Annotated in this window: 15 protein-coding genes; 8 read left to right on the plus strand and 7 right to left on the minus strand. The window is 74.5% G+C overall.

The genetic code is table 11. The features are described from left to right. Positions 1–28 precede the first annotated feature (28 nt). Positions 29–793, plus strand: a complete 765-nt coding sequence (locus IC607_RS15110) for a general stress protein (RefSeq protein ID WP_191788240.1) — start codon at positions 29–31, stop codon at positions 791–793. Between the two features lie 283 nt (positions 794–1,076). Here IC607_RS15110 and IC607_RS15115 read toward each other — a convergent pair whose 3' ends face one another. Continuing rightward, on the minus strand, positions 1,077–2,630 hold the full coding sequence (locus tag IC607_RS15115) for an aminopeptidase P family protein (RefSeq protein ID WP_191788241.1): 1,554 nt from the start codon (positions 2,628–2,630) through the stop codon (positions 1,077–1,079). 68 nt (positions 2,631–2,698) lie between these two features. Between IC607_RS15115 and IC607_RS15120 the strand changes: the two genes are divergently transcribed. Both IC607_RS15120 and IC607_RS15125 read left to right on the plus strand, forming a co-directional pair. Continuing rightward, complete coding sequence (locus IC607_RS15120; RefSeq protein ID WP_191788242.1) at positions 2,699–3,541, plus strand: PHP domain-containing protein; 843 nt, start codon at positions 2,699–2,701, stop codon at positions 3,539–3,541. Next, positions 3,538–4,161: a MarC family protein gene (locus IC607_RS15125; RefSeq protein ID WP_191788243.1), complete on the plus strand. Its 624-nt coding sequence runs from the start codon at positions 3,538–3,540 to the stop codon at positions 4,159–4,161. Before IC607_RS15120 ends, IC607_RS15125 begins: the two co-directional genes overlap by 4 nt. A 67-nt stretch (positions 4,162–4,228) precedes the next feature. Here IC607_RS15125 and IC607_RS15130 read toward each other — a convergent pair whose 3' ends face one another. Further along, positions 4,229–5,863 carry a DEAD/DEAH box helicase gene (locus IC607_RS15130; RefSeq protein WP_191788405.1) on the minus strand — a complete coding sequence of 545 codons (1,635 nt, stop codon included), beginning with the start codon at positions 5,861–5,863 and terminating at the stop codon, positions 4,229–4,231. Positions 5,864–6,259: 396 nt separating this feature from the next. Here IC607_RS15130 and IC607_RS15135 point away from each other — a divergent pair, with 396 nt between their 5' ends. Beyond that, the gene (locus IC607_RS15135) at positions 6,260–7,084 is read left to right on the plus strand and encodes a ferritin-like fold-containing protein (RefSeq protein WP_191788244.1); all 825 of its coding nucleotides are present in this window, start codon (positions 6,260–6,262) and stop codon (positions 7,082–7,084) included. 106 nt (positions 7,085–7,190) lie between these two features. Here IC607_RS15135 and IC607_RS15140 read toward each other — a convergent pair whose 3' ends face one another. Together IC607_RS15140 and IC607_RS15145 are read right to left on the minus strand one after the other, a co-directional pair. Next, positions 7,191–7,415 carry a DUF3107 domain-containing protein gene (locus tag IC607_RS15140; protein ID WP_191788245.1) on the minus strand — a complete coding sequence of 75 codons (225 nt, stop codon included), beginning with the start codon at positions 7,413–7,415 and terminating at the stop codon, positions 7,191–7,193. A gap of 125 nt (positions 7,416–7,540) precedes the next feature. Further along, the gene (locus IC607_RS15145) at positions 7,541–8,218 is read right to left on the minus strand and encodes a TetR/AcrR family transcriptional regulator (protein ID WP_191788246.1); all 678 of its coding nucleotides are present in this window, start codon (positions 8,216–8,218) and stop codon (positions 7,541–7,543) included. Between the two features lie 143 nt (positions 8,219–8,361). On the opposite strand from IC607_RS15145, the gene IC607_RS15150 reads away from it, so the two are divergent. From IC607_RS15150 to IC607_RS15160, 3 genes are all read left to right on the plus strand, one after another. Further along, positions 8,362–9,177, plus strand: a complete 816-nt coding sequence (locus tag IC607_RS15150; protein WP_191788247.1) for a DUF3152 domain-containing protein — start codon at positions 8,362–8,364, stop codon at positions 9,175–9,177. A gap of 96 nt (positions 9,178–9,273) precedes the next feature. Further along, on the plus strand, positions 9,274–12,498 hold the full coding sequence (locus tag IC607_RS15155; protein WP_191788248.1) for a UrvD/REP family ATP-dependent DNA helicase: 3,225 nt from the start codon (positions 9,274–9,276) through the stop codon (positions 12,496–12,498). Further along, complete coding sequence (locus IC607_RS15160) at positions 12,495–15,902, plus strand: ATP-dependent DNA helicase (RefSeq protein WP_191788249.1); 3,408 nt, start codon at positions 12,495–12,497, stop codon at positions 15,900–15,902. Before IC607_RS15155 ends, IC607_RS15160 begins: the two co-directional genes overlap by 4 nt. Before the next feature lie 10 nt (positions 15,903–15,912). Here the strand turns inward: IC607_RS15160 and IC607_RS15165 are convergent, their stop codons facing one another. Continuing rightward, positions 15,913–16,320 (minus strand): helix-turn-helix domain-containing protein, encoded by a 408-nt coding sequence (locus IC607_RS15165; protein WP_191788250.1) that lies wholly within the window; start codon positions 16,318–16,320, stop codon positions 15,913–15,915. Between the two features lie 113 nt (positions 16,321–16,433). Here IC607_RS15165 and IC607_RS15170 point away from each other — a divergent pair, with 113 nt between their 5' ends. Then, positions 16,434–16,799 carry a DoxX family protein gene (locus tag IC607_RS15170; protein WP_191788251.1) on the plus strand — a complete coding sequence of 122 codons (366 nt, stop codon included), beginning with the start codon at positions 16,434–16,436 and terminating at the stop codon, positions 16,797–16,799. 67 nt (positions 16,800–16,866) lie between these two features. On the opposite strand, the gene IC607_RS15175 is transcribed toward IC607_RS15170, so the two are convergent. Both IC607_RS15175 and IC607_RS15180 read right to left on the minus strand, forming a co-directional pair. Beyond that, entirely contained in the window at positions 16,867–17,523 is a 657-nt protein-coding gene (locus IC607_RS15175; RefSeq protein ID WP_191788252.1) for a dihydrofolate reductase family protein, read from the minus strand. A gap of 45 nt (positions 17,524–17,568) precedes the next feature. Continuing rightward, on the minus strand, positions 17,569–18,516 hold the full coding sequence (locus IC607_RS15180; RefSeq protein WP_191788253.1) for a phosphotransferase: 948 nt from the start codon (positions 18,514–18,516) through the stop codon (positions 17,569–17,571). Between the last annotated feature and the right edge of the window lie 150 nt (positions 18,517–18,666).

Below are 18,666 nucleotides of genomic sequence, written 5' to 3' on the forward strand. Positions count from 1 at the left end.
GCTGCCGACCGCCGGGGAGGATTGGCGCATGTCGTCCAACCGTCCCGCCCGCCCACCGCGCACACCGACGCTGCCGCAGGGGGAGACGGTGGCCGTCTACGGCACCTACCTGGACGCGCAGAAGGCGGTCGAGCTGCTCGCGGAGAAGCAGTTCCCCGTCACGGCGGTGACCATCGTCGGCAGCGACCTGCGGATGGTCGAACGGGTCACCGGCCGGCTCTCGTACCCCCGCGTCGCGTCGGGCGGGTTCCTCATGGGCGCGTGGTTCGGCATGTTCGTCGGGTTGCTGCTCACGCTGTTCGACTCCGGGAGCACGACGAGCCCGTTCGTGCCGTCGATCCTGCTGGGCGGGGCCTTCGGGCTGCTCATGTCCGTGCTGACCTACGCGTTCACGCGTGGCCGGCGTGACTTCACCACCGCGAGCCAGATCGTTGCCGCGTCGTACACCGTGCTGTGCGCGCCCGAGCACGCGCACAAGGCCCGCAACCTGCTGCAGGGCATGGGCGGCGTCCGGCCGGGCTGGCCTCAGTCCGCGCCGTCCGCACCGCAGCCCGTCGCGCCGGTGCAGCCGGTGGTGCCCGACCAGCCGGTGGTGCCCAGCCAGCCGGTCGTGCCGCCGCAGCGCACGGGTTCGAGCGGCGACCCCGACGGATCCCGCGACGCGGGCGTCAGTGCGTCGGACGGAGCACCGGGTCCGGCGGCAGAGCCCGGGCCCTCCACGCCGGGGGCAGACACGCCGGACCACCCGACGTCCGAGCCGCCGACGCAGCCACCGGCGCCGCCTCAGTCCTGACGCGAGCGCGCGCCCGGCGGCGGTCTCGGTGGGACGACGGACCGGTCGCGAAGCGGTCCGCCATGCGGCGGAACCGTCCGGGACCTTCGTCGATGATCGGCGCGCCCGGCCACGCGCTCGTCGAGACGATCGTCGTGGCGCGGACGGACTGCAGCAGTGCCAGAGGTGCGGGATCCATGGCGGACCTCCCGGTCGGGCGGGCCGTGGTGGCCCGTTCACCGGGATGACGCGCGACGACCGCCCGAGTCGACTCGGGCGGCCGTCGTGACGCGGTGCGGCGTGATCAGCGCAGCAGGTCGGCCATCCACGCCTCGACGGCGTCGGGGTCGCGGGGGAGCGCGGCGGACAGGTTCTCGTTGCCGTCGGCCGTCACCAGCACGTCGTCCTCGATCCGCACACCGATGCCGCGGTACTCGGCCGGCACCAGCAGGTCGTCGGACTTGAAGTACAGGCCCGGCTCGATGGTGAAGACCATGCCGGGCTCGAGCACGCCGTCCAGGTAGAGCTCGCCGCGGGCCTGGGCGCAGTCGTGCACGTCGATGCCCAGGTGGTGGCTGGTGCCGTGCACCATCCAGCGGCGGTGGTGCTGGTTCTCCGGGTCGAGCGCCTCCTGCGCGGAGACAGGCAGCAGGCCCCACTCGTCGAGCCGGTGCGCGATGACGTCCATCGCGGCGGCGTGGATGTCGCGGAACTTGGCGCCGGGCACCGCGACGGCGAAGGCCGCGTCGGCCGCGTCGAGCACGGCCTGGTAGACGCGCCGCTGCACCTCGGTGAACGTGCCGTCCACCGGGAGCGTGCGCGTGACGTCCGCGGTGTACAGGGAGTCGATCTCCACACCGGCGTCGATCAGCACCAGCTCGCCGGCACGCACGGCGCCGTCGTTGTCCGTCCAGTGCAGCGTCGTGGCGTGCTCGCCTGCGGCGGCGATCGTCTCGTAGCCCACCTGGTTGCCCTCCTGGCGGGCGTGCCCGACGAAGGTCCCCTCGATGACCCGCTCCCCGCGACGGTGCTCCACCGCCTGGGGAAGGGCGCGGACGACCTTGGCGAACCCGTCGATCGTGACGTCGACGGCCTCGCGCATCTGCTGGATCTCGTGAGCGTCCTTGACCAGCCGCAGCTCGGACAGCGCCTCGGCGAGCTTCTCGTCGCGCTCGCCGGCCTGCTCGGTGGCCCGGATCTCCTCGACGACGGCCTCGATGCTCTCGTCGGCGCCGGGGACCACCAGCACCTGCACGCCGTCCGCGCCGACGTCCTTGGCGAGCGCGTCGCGCAGGTCGTCGATGTGGGCCGTGCGGATGCCCGTCGTCGTCTCGATCTCCTCGAGCGTCGGGCGCGCCCCCACCCAGAACTCGCCGTACCGCGAGTCGGAGAAGAACTCGTCGGTGTCGCGGCCGGCCAGCGGGCGCAGGTACAGGATCGCGGTGTGGCCGCTGCCGTCGTCGCCCGCACCGTCGTCCACGGGGTGCAGCACCAGCACGGCGTCGGGCTCCTGCTCCATGCCCAGGCCCGTCAGGTGCGCGAACGCGGCGTGCGGCCGGAACCGGTAGTCGGTGTCGTTGGACCGCACCTTGTAGGTGCCGGCCGGGACGACGAGGCGCTCGCCGGGGAACCGGGCGGACAGCGCGCTGCGCCGGGCGGCCGTGTGGTCCGCGGCCGGGGCACGGGTGGCCGACGACGCGGGCCGCTCGCCCCAGCCGGAAGTGATGAAGCTGACGAACGTGGCCGATCCCGGACGCAGCGAGCGGTTGGAGCCGCGGTCCTCGAGCGGCTGCTCGGACGACTGCGGGGTGGCCTCGTCGTGGGTGGGGCTGGTCTCGGGCGTCACGTCCTGGCTCATCGGGCCATTGTCCCACCGGTACGGCCCTCGATCCCGCCCGGGCGGACAGGCCCCGATAGCGTGGGCTCGTGCGTATCGACCTCCACACCCACTCCACGGCCTCCGACGGGACGGGCTCGCCGGCCCAGGTCGTCGCCGAGGCCGCCGCCGCAGGGCTGGACGTCGTCGCGCTCACCGACCACGACACGACGGCCGGCTGGGACGAGGCGGCGAGGTCGGCGCGCGAGCACGGCATCGCCCTGGTCCGCGGGACCGAGGTGTCCGCGCGGGCCGGCGGCATCTCCATCCACCTGCTGTGCTACCTGCAGGACCCGACGCACCCGGCGCTGGTCGCCGAGCTGGACCGGACGCGCGACGACCGCGTGAACCGAGCGCGGCGGATGGTCGAGCGGCTGGCCGTCGACTTCCCGATCACCTGGCAGGACGTGCTCGACCAGTCGGCGGACGCCGTCGTCGTCGGGCGACCGCACATCGCCGACGCGCTCGTGGCGCGCGGCGTCGTGCCCGACCGCAGCGCGGCCTTCGTCGACCTGCTGCGCTCCGACGGCCGCTACCACGTGCCCCACTACGCACCCGACGCGGCGGTCGCGGTCGCGGCGATCCGCGCGTCCGGTGGTGTGCCGGTCTTCGCGCACCCCGGCGCGGACGCGCGCGGACGGATCGTGCCCGACGAGGTCTTCGACGAGCTCGTGGACGCGGGTCTGGCCGGCCTGGAGGTGCTCCACCGGGACCACTCGCCGGCCCAGCGCGAGCGCCTGGGTGCCATCGCGGACAGGTTGGGGATCTTCGTCACAGGCTCGTCGGACTACCACGGGACCGGGAAGCCCAACCGGCTGGGGGAGAATCTCACCGAGCCGTCCGTCCTGGCGGCCATCGAGGAGCAGGGAAGCAGTGAGGTGATCCGGGCGTGAGCGACGTCCTGGACCCCCGGTTGTTGGGGTCCGTCTTCATCACGTTGTTCGTGATCATGGACCCGCCGGGGACAGTGCCCATCTTCTTGGGCCTCACCTCGGCGATGACCCGCAAGCAGCGCAACCGGGCCGCCCGCCAGGCGATCCTGGTGGCGTTCGGCGTCATCGTGTCGTTCGCGATCTTCGGCCAGCAGCTGCTCAACTACCTGCACATCTCGCTGGCCGCCCTGCAGGGGTCCGGCGGCCTGCTGCTGCTCCTGATCGCGATGGAGCTGCTGACGGGCAAGGCGGAGGAGCCGCAGCCGTCGGGCAACGCGAAGGTCAACGTCGCGCTCGTCCCACTCGGGACCCCGCTGCTGGCCGGGCCCGGCGCCATCGTCGCCACCATGGTGTTCGTCCAGCAGTCGGACGGGACGTTCGCGGACTGGACGGCCATCACGCTGGGCGTCATCGCCGTGCACATCTGCCTCTACCTGTCGATGCGGTTCGCGAACGTCATCCACCGGATCCTCAAGGACTCCGGCACGTTGCTCGTCACCCGCATCGCCGGTCTGCTGCTGGCCGCGATCGCCGTCCAGCTCATCGCCGACGCGGTCACGGCCTTCGTCAAGGCCGCCTGACGCAGCACGAGCACGAAGGGACCGGCCACGTGGCCGGTCCCTTCGTCGTTGCTCGGTTAGGTGCGGGTCACTCCGCGACGGGCGCGCTGGTGCCGCCCTCGGTGGGGCGTCCGCCGCGCGTGCGACGACGGTTGCGGCTGCGGCGCGCGCGGGGAGCGCCCTCGGTGCCCTCGGTGCTCGGGCCCGACGTCGGCTGGCCGGAGCCCTGAGCGGCATGCTGGCCGCCGCCCTGTCCCGCCTGACCGCCCTGACCGTTGCCGCCGGGCCGACGCGAGTCGCCGCTGCGCCCACCCTGGCCGCCACGCGACCCGGCACCCTGACCGCGACCGCCGTCACGGCCGCCGTCGCGCCCGCCCGCCGGACGACCGCCACCGCGCTTGCCGGTCTCGCCCAGGTCCTCGATCTTCTCGGCGGACAAGCCCTCGCGAGTCTGCTGCGACTTGGGCAGGCGCCCCTTGGTCCCGGCCGGGATGTCCAGGTCCGTGTACAGGTTGGGCGAGCTCGAGTACGTCTCGACAGGCTCGGGGATGCCGAGGCCCAGCGCCTTGTCGATCAGGCCCCAGCGCGGCACGTCGTCCCAGTCGACGAACGTCACGGCGGTGCCCTTGTTGCCCGCGCGGCCGGTGCGGCCGGTGCGGTGCAGGTACGTCTTCTCGTCCTCGGGGCACTGGTAGTTGATGACGTGCGTGACGTCCTCGACGTCGATGCCGCGCGCGGCGACGTCGGTGGCGACGAGCACGTCGACCTTGCCGTGACGGAACGCGCGCAGCGCCTGCTCGCGGGCGCCCTGACCGAGGTCGCCGTGCAGCGCACCGGCGGCGAAGCCGCGCTCGACGAGGTCGTCGGCCACCTTGGCCGCGGTGCGCTTGGTGCGCGCGAAGACGATGGTCAGGCCCCGGCCGTTGGCCTGCAGGATGCGGGCCACCATCTCGACCTTGTCCAGCGCGTGCGCGCGGTAGACGACCTGTTTGATGTTCTTGACGGTCGCGCGGCCGTCGTCGTCGGGGTCCTGCGCCCGGATGTGCGTGGGCTGCGTCATGTAGCGACGCGCCATCGCGACGACCGCACCCGGCATGGTCGCCGAGAAGAGCATGGTGTGGCGTGAGGCCGGCGTCGCGGCCAGCAGCGTCTCCACGTCGGGCAGGAAACCCAGGTCGAGCATCTCGTCGGCCTCGTCGAGCACGACGGTCTTGGCGAACGACAGGTCCATGTGACGCTGCTTGAGCAGGTCGATCATGCGGCCGGGGGTCCCGACGACGACGTCGACGCCCTTGTTCAGGGCATCGATCTGCGGCTCGTAGGCGCGCCCGCCGTAGACCTGCACGACGCGCACGGAGCGCTTGGCCGACGCCGTCGCGAGGTCGCCGGCCACCTGGACCGCGAGCTCGCGGGTGGGGACCACGACGAGCGCCTGCGGCTTGCCGGGAGCGGGCAGCTGGTCGTAGCCGTCCTCGCCCGGGGCGACGACGCGGTTGAGCAGTGGGACGCCGAAGCCGAGCGTCTTGCCGGTACCGGTCTTGGCCTGGCCGATGATGTCGTGGCCGGCCAGCGCGACGGGCAGCGTCATCGCCTGGATGGGGAACGGGTGGGTGATGCCGGCGGCGGCGAGCGCCTCGACGATCTCCGGGCGGACGTCGAAGTCGGAGAACGACGCGTCGACGGCCTGGACGGAGGAGTAGGAGCTCTTCAGGGAGCGGGTCATGGGGGCGGCGAGGGCGGAGGTCTCGCCGGTCTCGATCTCGGGATCGATAGTGGTCACGGTCGACTCTTCACTGCGAGGGGTGGCGCCGGGCGCAGCGTTCGCGCGCGGTCCGGGGCCGACGACTGGCGTCGGGCATCCCGGGCGACAGGGGTCGTCGCCACTCAGGGTGGCCGGCAGCCGATCGTGAAAGTCGTCCCGCGAGCTCGTCCGCACCTGGTGCGCACCGTGCCCCGACCTTCGTCAGGACGCCGTCCGTGCCAGGACCGGGGCTGCGCGGGATGGTCGTCAGACCGGAAAACCGAGACGACCGGGCAACCGTTGTACGCGGGCAGTCTATCCGACGGCCCTGACGTGCGGGGCTGCCGGCTCACCGGAACGACGACTAGCATGCGCCGGATGACGACCACGCGGCCCGACGCCTCGCCCGAGCACGCTGCCGACCCGTCCGTGCCGACGACGGAGCAGGTCGCGGATCTCGACCGCGCCGCGGCTGAGGCCGTCCGGCGGGCAGACTCCGTCGAGCTGCTCGGTCTGGTTGCGCACCTCGAGCAGGTTGCGTTCGTCCGGCTCGCGGCGGACTCGGCGATCGCGCCGACGGTCGAGCAGCGGCTGGCTCTCAGCCGGTTCGCCGCGGCGGCCGTGGAACGGTGCGACCGCGTCCTGGGTCGCATCGTCGAGCTCGGAGGCGACCCGGAGGCCGCGCTGGCTCAGTTCGACGACGTGCTCGTCGACTTCGACGCCCGCACGCAGCCCAGCACCTGGTGGGAACGCCTGCTCAAGGCGTACGTGGGGTACGGCGTCGCCGACGACTTCTGCCGCCTGGCGGCCGACGGCCTCGACGAGGACTCGCGCACCCTGGTGCTGGACGTGCTCGACGACGCGTCCCACGCCGACCTCGCCGTCACGGCGCTCGACGCCGCCGGGTCGGACGACGGCGTCCTCAGCTCGCGGCTGGCGCTGTGGGGGCGCCGGCTGGTCGGCGAGGCGCTCGGCGTGGTGCAGGGCTTGTTGACGCAGCGCCCCGCGCTCGCGCGCCTCGTCGCGACGTCCGACGCGGGCGCCGGGAACCGCGGTTCCGCGACGGACGCGCCCGTCGCGGCCAACGATGCCGGATCGGGCGGCCGGTCCACGGGCTCGGGCGCGAACCCGCCTGCCAAGGTGTTCGGCGAGCTCACCGCGCAGCACACGCGTCGGATGTCCCGTCTGGGCCTGACGCCCTGACTCTCGCCGAGCGCCGAGCGCTGAACGGCCGCGAGCTCGACCTCTGCCGCGATACGCGGTGCGGAACCGCGGCGGAGGTCGAGCTCGGTGGCGTGTCAGGCGCGGGTCAGAGGGTGCCGAAGCCGACGCGCCCCTTGGTCTCGGCGCCGATCTCGACGTAGCCGAGCGTGGCCGTGGGCACGAAGACGCGCCGGCCGCGCGAGTCCGTGAGCTCCAGGACGGGCTTGCCGGCCAGTGCGGCGGCAACGGCGGCGGCGATCTCGTCCGCGCTCTGGTCCGACTCCAGCACGATCTCGCGTGGCAGGTTCTGGACCCCGATCGTGATCTCCACCGTCAGCTCCTTGTCCTGGGTACGTCTCGTCCCCGTGCGTGCGCGGCACTTGCCGCGACGAGTTGATCCTAGGTCGTCTGCGCGCCGCGACCTGCCGCGTCCGCGCTCGGCGAAACTCCGGCGCTTCAGCGCTCCTCGGGGGCCACGTACTCGAAGTCGTCGCGGATCAGGCCCTGGACGCCGGCCCACGCGAGGCGGGTCACCAGCTCGGCGGCGTGCTCGTTGCCGTCCTCGTCGGCCTGGCGGAACCGGTGCGTCGCCGCCCCCTGTGCCAGGGAGATCAGGGACACGGCCAGGATGTCGCAGTCCTGCTCGCCCAGGCCGGTCACCGGGCCCAGGACGCCCGCGATGCGGCCAGCCGTCTGGGACGACGCCCGCTCCACGCGTGAGCGCACGTCGGCGTCGTGCGTGACGTCGGACTCGAACAGCAGCGCCGACGACTCGCCGGCCGTCTGCACGAACGCCATGTACGCGCGCACGATCGCGGCGACCACGGCCCGTCCGTCGCCCGGGCTGACGGGGCCGTTCTCGATGGGCTCGACGGCCTCCTCGACGGCCGCCAGCAGGTCCTCGCCGCGCTGGTCGACGACCGCCAGGTACAGGTCGAGCTTGGACGGGAAGTGCCGGTAGAGGACGGGTTTGGACACCTCGGCGCGGTCGGCGATGTCGTCCATCGAGACGTGGTGGAAGCCCTCGGAGGAGAACAGGTCCTGCGCGATGCGGAGCACCTGGGCGCGCCGCTCGTCGCGCGCCATGCGCGGGCTGCGCGGACGCTGCCCCGACGAGCTCGCGACGACCATCATGGGCAGATGGTAGCCAGGTCATGTGACGGGGATGTCACGATGGCCGGGTGACAAGCCCCCGGTCCCACGCCTCGGACGATGCGCGAGCCCCGCGTTCGCAGCGTCGCCGGCACGGCCGACCCGGGGGTCGAGGGCGTGGTCCGGTGTTCGTCGCCGTGGGGGTCGTCGGGCTGCTGGTGGGTGCCCTGACGGCCGTCGTCGTGCGCCCGGCGGGCACGGACGCCACCGCCGGGCCGTCCGCCGCGGTCGCCGACGTGCCATCGTCGCCCGCCGCCGCGCCGACCGGGGCGTCGCCTGCGTCGTCGCCCGTCGTCACGACGCCCGCACCGACGGTGGCCCCGTCGTCGACGCCCGCGCCCACCCCGGACCCGACGCTGCCTCCCGGGCTCACGCAGGCCGACGTCGACGCGGGGCTGCGCTCGACGAAGATCGCGGCGTCGGCCGGCGGCAGGCTCGTCGTCGTGCCCGGCTCGACGAAGAGCCCCGGGATCGGGACGGTGCACACGGTGCGGGTGGAGGTGGAGAAGGGTCTGCCGGTGGACGGGGAGGCGTTCGCGGCGTTCGTCCTGAAGACGCTGAACGACCCGCGCGGGTGGGGCGCGGACGGTTCGATGTCGTTCCGGCGGACCGACGGCGACGCGGACCTGCGCGTCGTCCTGGCGTCACCGGACAAGGTCGACGAGATGTGCGCGCCGCTGAAGACCGCGGGAGAGGTCTCGTGCGGGCGCGGCGGGCACGCGACGATCAACTTCAAGCGGTGGGTGCGCGCGACACCGGAGTTCGACAGCCTCACGGTCTACCGGCAGTACGTCGTGAGCCACGAGGTCGGTCACCTGCTGGGCCACGCCCACGAGCACTGTCCGGGCGCGGGCAAGCTCGCGCCCGTGATGCAGCAGCAGAGCTACCAGGTGGCCCCGTGCCGGGCGAACGCCTGGCCGCATCCGTCGGCGAAGGACTGATCGCGGCGCGCACCGCGGGCGCGTGGTGGTCGGCGGCACGTCGGCCGTGAGCTGCACGGGTGGGTCGTGTCGGCGGTGTGTGATGGGATCTGGCCCGTGACCGAACCCCAGCCACGCCCCGCCGCGGGCCCGGCGCTGCGTCTGCTGCGGCCGGCGCTGGCCGGGACGGTCGAGCCGCCGACGCTCGATCCGGACCAGGCCGAGGCCGTGCGCCGGGTCGCGGCCGGCGAGCGCGCGCTGCTGGTGCTGGGCGCCCCCGGGACGGGCAAGTCGACGGTCGCGCTCGAGGCCGTCGTCGCCGCGGTCGACGCGGGCGTCGATCCCGACCGGGTCCTGGTCCTCGCGGCGAGCCGACGGTCCGCCGCCGACCTGCGGGACCAGCTCGCGGCGCGGCTGCGTCGCACCGCGGGTCGCGGGCTCGTCCAGACCCCGGCCGCCGCCGCGTTCGCGATCCTGCGTGCCCGCGCCGGCCTCCTCGGGGAACCGGCCCCGACGCTCGTCTCGGGCGCCGAGCAGGACCTGCTGCTCGGTGACCTGCTGGCCGGCCACGCCGCGGGCGAGGGCGTGCCGGTGCAGTGGCCGCCGCACGTCCCGTCGGACGCGCTGGGGGTGCGGGCGTTCCGCGACGAGCTGCGCGACCTACTGATGCGCGCGGCGGAGCGGGGCCTGGCACCGGTGGACCTGGCAGCCCTGGGCGTGCGCGAGCAGCGACCCGACTGGCAGGCGGCCGCGCAGGTCTACGAGGAGTACCTCGACGTCCTGCAGCTGCGCAGCTCCACGCCCGACGCGGGTGTGCGCTACGACCCGGCCGTCGTGGTGGACGAGGCCGCGCAGGCCCTGCTCGCGTGGGACGACGAGGTGCCGCGCGCGCCGCGTCCGCGGTGGGATCTCGTCGTGGTGGACGACCACCAGGAGAGCACGTCGGCGACCGCCCGACTGCTGCGTGTGCTGGCGGATGACGGCGCGCGGCTGCTGCTGCTCGCCGACCCCGACGTCGCCGTGCAGACCTTCCGGGGGGCCGTGCCGGCGCTCGTCGGGCGGGCGGGCGTCGACGGTCGGGGCGAGGGAGAGCTCGGGGCCGCCGAGCTGGTGCTGACGTCCGTGTGGCGGCACGGGCCGGCGATGCGGGACGTGGTGCGGCGGATCACCGAGCGCGTCGGCAGCGTCGGCGTCGTGCGGCACCGTCGGGCGGTACCCGTGGGTGGTGCGACAGCCGCCGCGCGGGCCGGGGACGCGCGGGCGTTCGTGCTGCCGACCGCCGCGCAGGAGGCGGCGTTCGTCGCCCGCCGGCTGCGGTCGGCGCACCTCGAGGACGGGCTCGACTGGGCCGACCTGGCCGTGATAGCGCGCTCGGGCACGCAGGTCACCGCGCTGCGGCGCGCGCTGGCGTCGGCCGGCGTCCCCGTGAGCGTCGTCGGCAGCGACGTCCCGCTGCGTGAGGAGCCGGCCGTTCGTCCGCTCCTGGAGGCCATGGCCGTCGTCGTCGGCCGCACCGAGCTCGACGCGTCGGTCGCCGCTCGGCTCGCGTGCTCGCCGCTGGGTGGCCTCGATGCGGTCGCCCTGCGGCGCGTGCGCCGCGCGCTGCGGGCCGAGGAGCTGGGAGCGGGCGGCGGCCGCAGCAGCGACGCGCTGCTCGTCGAGGCGCTGCCCGACCGCGATCGGGCGGCGACCCTGCCGCCGTCGGTGGCGCGCCCCGTGCACCGGCTCGCGCGCGTCCTCGCGGACGGTCGCGACGCCGTGCAGCGTCCCGGCGCCGACGCGCAGCGCGTCCTGTGGGCACTGTGGGACGCGGCCGGGCTGGCCGAGCCGTGGCGGCGCTCCGCGCTGACCGGCGGTGCCGCGGGCGAGCGCGCGGACCGTGACCTCGACGCGGTGCTCGCGCTGTTCCGGGCCGCCGAGACGTTCGTCGACCGGATGCCGCGCGCCGAGCCCGGCGCTTTCGTGGACTGGTTGCAGGCGCAGGACCTGCCCTCGGACAGCATCGCCGCCCGCGCTCGTCGGGCCGCCGTCCAGGTCCTCACGCCCGCCGGTGCCGCGGGTCGCGAGTGGGAGCTCGTCGTCGTCGCCGGGGTGCAGGAGGGCACGTGGCCGGACCTGCGCCTGCGCGACTCGCTGCTCGGTGCGCAGCAGCTGGCGGACGTCGTCTCGGGCCGTGCGGTCGCAGCCTCGGACGCGGTCGAGCGGGCGGCGCAGGCGCGCGCAGCCGTGCTCGCCGACGAGCTGCGTTCGTTCGCGCAGGCGTGCTCGCGGGCTCGCTCGACCCTGGTCGTCACGGCCGTCGCGGATGCCGACTCCCAGCCGTCGCCCTTCGTCGACCTGGTCGAGGCCGCCGACGACGAGGACAAGGACCCGCGCCGCGTGCAGGTCGACTCGCCACTCGACCTGCGTGGCCTGGTCGCGCGCCTGCGGTCCGCACTGGAGGCGGCCGCGCTCGCCGGTCGGGAGCCGGATCCCGACGTGACCACGACGTTGGCGCTGCTGGCGGACCGGGGGGTCGAGGGGGCGGACCCGGCCAGCTGGCAGGGGCTGGCCGAGCCGTCGAGCGACGAGCCGCTGTGGGCCGCCGGCGAGCTGGTCCCGGTGTCGCCGTCGAGAATCGAGACCGCGCAACGGTGCGCGCTGCGCTGGGCGCTGGAGGCCGCGGGCGGGACCGCCGCCGACAGCGGTCACCAGACGCTCGGGACGCTGGTGCACGCGATCGCGCAGGAGCACCCGCGCGGGACGCGCGACGAGCTGCTGGCCGCGCTCGACGAGAGGTGGCACGAGCTGGGCCTCGGTTCCGGCTGGCCGGCACGCGCGACGCGGGCGAAGGCGGAGGCGATGGTCGGTCGGCTCGCGACGTACCTGGCCGGTGCGGGCGAGGCGCTGCTGGTCGAGGGGGGGTTCCGGTTCGAGACCGAGCGGGCGGTCGTGCGCGGCACGGCGGACCGCGTCGAGGCGGCCGAGCCCGGACGCGTGAGCGTCGTCGACCTGAAGACGGGCAAGACCGTTCCGTCCCAGGACAAGGCCGAGGAGAACCCGCAGCTCGCCGCGTACCAGCTGGCGGTCGACGCGGGCGCGTTCGGGTCGCTGCCGGAGGGGACGACGAGCGCGGGGGCGACGCTCGTCTATCTGGGGACCGGCGCGAAGGCGGCCGTGCGCGCGCAGCCCGCGCTCGAGGTCGAGCCGGACGGGTCGAGCTGGGCACGCACGCTCGTCGACTCGGTCGCCGAGTCCATGGCGGCCTCGACGTTCGTCGCGACCGCGAACGACCAGTGCGACCGGTGCCCGGTGCGGCGCGCGTGCCCCGTGCGGGGCGAGGGCGGCCAGGTGGTCGCATGACGACCGAGGTACGCGACCCGCAGGATGACGTCCTGCCCAGCCCCGTGCGTCTCCTGAGCGCGGGCGACATCGCGACCCTGACCCGCAAGGACACGCCCACCGCCGAGCAGCAGCGGGTCATCGAGTCGCCGCTCGCGCCCGCCCTCGTGGTCGCGGGTGCGGGCTCGGGCAAGACGGAGACGATGGCCGCCCGCGTCGTCTGGCTGCTGGCGAACGGCCTGGTCAGGCCCGAGCAGGTGCTCGGCCTGACGTTCACGCGCAAGGCCGCCGGCGAGCTGGGGGACCGGGTGCGCAACCGGCTGCGGCTGCTCGTGCGCTCCGCCGCGGCGGCCGGGGTCGAGCTGCCCGGCCGCGACTCGCTCGGCGCGGGCGGCGTGCTCGACGGTCTGGCGCGGCCGACGATCTCCACGTACAACTCGTACGCCGCCTCGCTCGTCTCCGACCATGCGCTGCGGATCGGCCTCGACCCGTCGGCCCGGCTGCTCGGTGAGGCCGCGCAGTGGCAGCTCGCGAGCGAGGTGGTCGAGGGCTGGGACGACGACCTCGGGACGGACGCCGCGGTGTCGACCGTGGTCGAGGCCGTGCTGGCACTGTCGGGGGCGCTCGACGAGCACCTGCTCGACCCCGCGCAGGCGCGCGACGGCATCGACTCGATCCTCGCCGCGCTGCGGGCGACCCCGGCGGGCAGCCCGCCGCGCCGGCCGTACGCGGAGGTGCTGAAGCTCGTCGGCTCGTTGGACGAGCGCGTCCGGCTGCTCGACGTCGTCGCGCGGTACCGGGAGCGCAAGCGTGCCGCCGACTCGATCGACTTCGGCGACCAGGTGGCGCTGGCCGCGCGCCTCGCGCGGGACGTGCCCGAGGTGGGAGCCGCCGAGCGGCAGCGCTTCGCCGTCGTCCTACTCGACGAGTACCAGGACACGTCGTACGCCCAGCTCACGCTGTTGTCGGCGCTGTTCGGCGAGGGGCACGCGGTCACGGCCGTGGGCGACCCGAACCAGTCGATCTACGGCTGGCGTGGGGCGAGCGCGGGAGGCCTCGAGGGGTTCCCGACGTCGTTCCCCGTGGTCGGCCCGGGCGGCCGACGACCGGCGGACGTCCACCAGCTCTCGACGTCGTGGCGCAACGACGCCGCGATCCTGGCGGCGGCCAACCACGTCGCGACCCCGTTGCGCAGCGCGACCACCGCGGTGCACGTGCCCGAGCTCGCGGCGCGACCGGGGGCGGGCGACGGGCGCGTGCTCGCGCACGTGGCCGAGACGGTCGAGGACGAGGCGCGTGCGGTCGCCGAGTTCGTCGCCGAACGGTGGCGTCCCGCGACGAGCCCGGGCGGAGCCGTCAGTGCGGCCGTGCTGTGCCGCAAGCGCGCCCAGTTCGAACCGCTGCGGCGCGCGCTGCGCGAGCGGGGGCTTCCCGTGGAGGTCGTCGGACTCGGCGGTCTGCTGGCCGCACCCGAGGTGGTCGACCTGGTGGCGGCCCTGCAGGCGGCGCACGACCCGACGCGGGGCGACGCGCTGATGCGGCTGCTGACCGGTGCGCGCACGCGACTGGGCGCAGCCGACCTGCACGCGTTGGGTGCCTGGGCCGCGGAGCTCGCGGGCCGGGGCGGCCGCGACCGCGGCGCGGGTGTCGAGGCCGACGCGGTGGACGAGCGGAGCATCGTCGACGCGCTCGACGACCTGCCCCGCCCCGGCTGGCGCAGCGTCACCGGCCGCTCGCTGAGCGACGTGGCCCGGACCCGCCTGGCGGAGCTGGCCGGCCTGCTCCGCACGCTCCGCTCGCACGCCTACCTGGCGGTCCCGGAGCTCGTGGCGGAGGCGGAGCGGGTGCTCGGCCTCGACATCGAGGTCGCTTCCCGCGCCGGCAGCCACCCCGGCCGGTCGCGGGCCCAGCTCGACGCGTTCCGGGACGTCGCCGTCGAGTTCGCGCGCACCTCGGACCGGCCCGGGCTCGGGGGGTTCCTGGCCTGGCTGGAAGCGGCGGATGCCCGCGAGAACGGGCTCGAGATGCCCGTCGTCGAACCCGACCCGGACGCGGTGCAGATCATCACCATCCACGCCGCCAAGGGCCTCGAGTGGGACGTCGTCGCCGTCGCCGGCATGGTGGACGGCGGGCTGCCCGCGACCGCGACCCAGGGCAAGGACGGACCCAAGGACTCGGCGTGGCTGGTGGGCCGAGGGAACCTGCCGTACCCGCTGCGCGGCGACCGCGCCCACCTGCCGGCCTTCGCCTACGACGGTGCGGCCGACCCGAAGGAGCTCGAGGAGCGGCGCCGGCTGTTCCTCGAGGCCGCCGGTGAGCACCAGGTGGCCGAGGAGCGGCGCCTCGCCTACGTCGCGCTCACCCGCGCACGCAGGGACCTGCTGCTCACTGCGGCGTGGTGGGGTGATCCGAAGCGGCCGCGACCTGTGTCGGTCTTCCTCACCGAGCTTGCCGACGCCGGGCTCGTCGAGCCGTTGGTCTGGACGCCGCAGCCCGACGCGAGCACCACCAACCCGCGCGCGGGTGTGGTCGTGACGGCGACGTGGCCCGCGGACCCCTTCGCCGGCGAGGAGGGCGGCGCGGGGCGTCGGACCGCCGTCGAGCAGGCTGCTCGATGGGTGCGCGGTGCCCGTGCCGGCGAAGGTGCGGCGGCTCGCCCCGCGGCCGACGGTGCTGCGCCGACGGGTTGGGGGCGTCTCGCAGAGCGCTTGCTCGCCGAACGAGAGCGGGCGCGCGCGGCCACTCGTGACGTGGACCTGCCCGCGCACCTGTCCGCGTCCGCGCTGGTGCGGCTGGGCGCGGACACCGACGAGTTCGCGCGGGCGCTGCGCCGACCGGTGCCGGGGGAGCCGTCCGTCCAGGCGCGCGTGGGCACGCAGTTCCACGCGTGGGTGGAGGGCTACTTCGGGTCCGCGTCGCTGGTGGACGTCGACGCACTGCCGGGGGCGGACGACGTCTTCGACGAGCCCGACGCCTCGGGTCCGCTCGATGAGCAGGTCGCCGAGCTGCGCGACGCGTTCCTGGCGAGCGAGTGGGCGCACCGTGCACCCGTCGCGATCGAGGTCGACGTCGAGATCAGCGTCGCCGGGTACGTCCTGCGCTCCCGCATCGACGCCGTCTTTCCCGACCCCCGTCCCACTCCCGACGAGCCCTCGCTCGACGAGCCCGCGCCACGTAGACGCGTCGTCGTCGTCGACTGGAAGACCGGCGCGCCTCCCACGGACCCACAGACGCGCGCGGCGCGGGAGATCCAGCTCGCCGTCTACCGGCTCGCCTGGTCGCGCTGGTCGGGCCTGCCGCTCGAGTACGTCGGCGCCGCCTTCCACTACGTCGGTGCCAACCGGACCGTCCACCCGGAGCGCCTGCTCGGGGAGGCCGAGATCGTCGCGCTGCTCGGGTCCGCGACCGGCGAGGACGAGGGCTGAGAGCGCCGGGTCAGGGTGTGCGGGCGTCGTAGGCCGCCCGGCTCATCTCGATGTCGGTGTTGTTCTCGATGGCCCAGCTCGCGAGCGTGAGTGCGGGAGCGATGAGGCTGCGGCCCATCGGTGTGAGGTCGTACTCCACCCGTGGCGGCACCTCGGCGTAAGCCGTGCGCGTGGCGAGGCCGTCGCGCTCGAGGTTGCGCAGCGTGAGCGAGAGCATGCGCTGGGAGACCCCGGGGACATGGCGGTGGAGCTCGGTGAAGCGCATGCGTCCCGACGCCAGCGTGGCGACGACCAGCAGCGTCCACTTGTCGGCCACACGGTCCAGGACGGCCCGGATCGCACGACCGCCGTCGCCGCGGATCGTGCAGGTGCGCTCGTACGGCGTCCCTGCCTGGGAGCTCGTCGGCTCGGATTCCATCGGTTCCTCTCGCGGTGAGTCACGTACACGCGTGTGCCTTTTGTACGCGGGCTCGCGCCGGCGCACCATGGGCCGGTTACGGAGAGTAACCGACCTCGGAGATCGGAGACATCGTGCACGTCGCCTACTGGATCGTCGCCGCCTTGCTGGCGATCTTCTACGCGTACTCGGGCTGGCTCAAGGTGGCGCGCAGCCGCGAGCGGTTGGCGCCCATGATGGGGTGGGTGACGGCCACCCCCTCGTGGGCGGTGAGGACGATCGGGGGGCTGGAGCTCGCGGGCGCCGTCGGTCTCGTGCTGCCGCCGCTCACCGGCATCGCCGTCGGGCTCGCGCTGGCGGCGGCGGCAGGTCTGGTCCTCGTGCAGCTCGGCGGGATCACCGTGCACGTCGTGCGCGGCGAGGCCCGCATGATCGGGTTGAACCTGGCGCTGCTCGCGTTGGCCGGGGTCGAGGTGTGGCTCGCGACGACGTGGCTGTGACTCGCTGCCGCGGGGCGGCCGGGCTACTCGCGCGGGGCGGCCGGGCTACTCGCGCGCGGCGGCCGGGCTACGCGCGCGGGCGGCGGCTGAGGATCAGGTGGGTGACGCCCGACGGCGACGGCGTCGACTCGATGTCGAAGCGGTCCTCGAGCGCCTCGAGCCCGTCCCACAGGCGCTCGCCGCGTCCCAGGACGATCGGCACGACGACGACGTGCAGGTGGTCGATGAGGTCGGCCTCGAGGAACTGCCGCACGGTGCTGACACCGCCGCCGATCCGCACGTCCAGGTCACCGGCCAGCTCACGGGCCTTGGCGAGCGCGGTCGCCGGGTCGGCGTCGACGAAGTGGAACGTGGTGCCGCCCTCCATCTCCAGGACGGGCCGCGGGTGGTGTGTCAGCACGACGACGGGGGTGTGGAACACGGGGTCGTCGCCCCACCAGCCCGTCCACTCGTCGTCGTGCGGGCCGCGGTGGGGGCTGAACTTGTTGCGCCCCATGATCTCGGCGCCGATCCCGGGCGCCCACTGGCTCGCGAACGACTCGTCGACACCGAACGACGCCTCGGTGTCGCCGGGCAGGCCCATGGCGCGGAAGGTGCGCGTCCCGAACGCCCACGCCATCAGCCGGTGCCCGGCGTGACCGAACGGCGCCTCGAGGGTCTGGCCCTCGCCTGTGCCGAAGCCGTCGAGCGAGATCGAGAAGTTGTGCACCCGGACGAGGGACATGCGTGCTCCTGACGTGCTGCTGAGACGGGACGGGCGACGTGCGCGTCAGGCCAGCGACGGCTCGGCGTCGGCCAGCTCGAGCGATCGCGTGTGGGCGTCGAGGTCCTCGAGCATCCCGACGGCGTCCTCGACGATGTCCGCGCTCCCGGACCGCACGCCGTACAGGAGCCAGCGCGCCAGGGCGAGCTCGCCGACGAGGAGCGCCCGGTCGACCAGGTGGGGGTCGAGGAGCTCGGTGCGGCGCAGCTGGTAGGCCTCCAGGATCGAGTCGGTCGACTCGGGCGGCGCCGCGACGAGGATCGACGCGAGGTCGTCGGCGGGGTCGGCGACGCACGCGTCACCCCAGTGCAGGATGCCGCTGACCTCGCCGTCGCGGACCAGGATCCGCTCGTTGGTCAGGTCGCCGTGCACGACGACGGGCCGGAACCGCCACAGCGAGACGTCCTCGAGCCGCTGCTCCCACCGGCGCAGCAGCGTCGCGGGGACACGACCGGTGCGCGCCGCCTCGTCGACCTCGGCCTGGCGGCGGGCGCGGTAGGTCTCGGCGTCGTAGACGGGCAGGCCGGCGTCCTCGACGACGGACGGCGGCAGCTCGTGGACGGCGGCGATGGCGCGGCCGACCGACGCCGACAACCCCGGACCGGGTGTGAGCTGGGACAACGCGAGCGTGCGGCCCTGGATCTCGGAGTGCACGGTCGCCCGCCCGCCCTCGGGGAGGTGGGCGAAGCCGACGGGACGCGGGACCGAGAACGGGAGGTCGCCCGCCTCGGCAGCAGCGCCCAGCGCCTCGAGCAGGACGACCTCCGCCTCGAGGGCGGCGCCCGCGGCGGCGTGGACCGGGGCGCGGACCACCCAGCGACGACGGGTCGAGTCGATGACCACCGCGATGTCGAAGTCGGTCCCCGGGTGCGCGGGGCGGCGGACGTCGAACGCGTCCAGTCCGGGCACGGCGACCGTCGCCAGGGCGGCGAGGGCGAGAGGGGAGCGAGGCACGGGCCCAGCGTAGGCGTGCAGGCGTGCGAGCACGGTGCACCGCGCGGCGTGTCTGCCCGGTTCGTCCGGCAACGTCCGTGCGGCGCCCGATGCCGGCCGTGGACTCCGGCCGGCTCCCGCGGCGGTCCGTCGGCACGGAGCCGTACGGTT

The organism is Cellulomonas sp. JH27-2, from assembly GCF_014837175.1.
GTDB lineage: Bacteria > Actinomycetota > Actinomycetes > Actinomycetales > Cellulomonadaceae > Cellulomonas.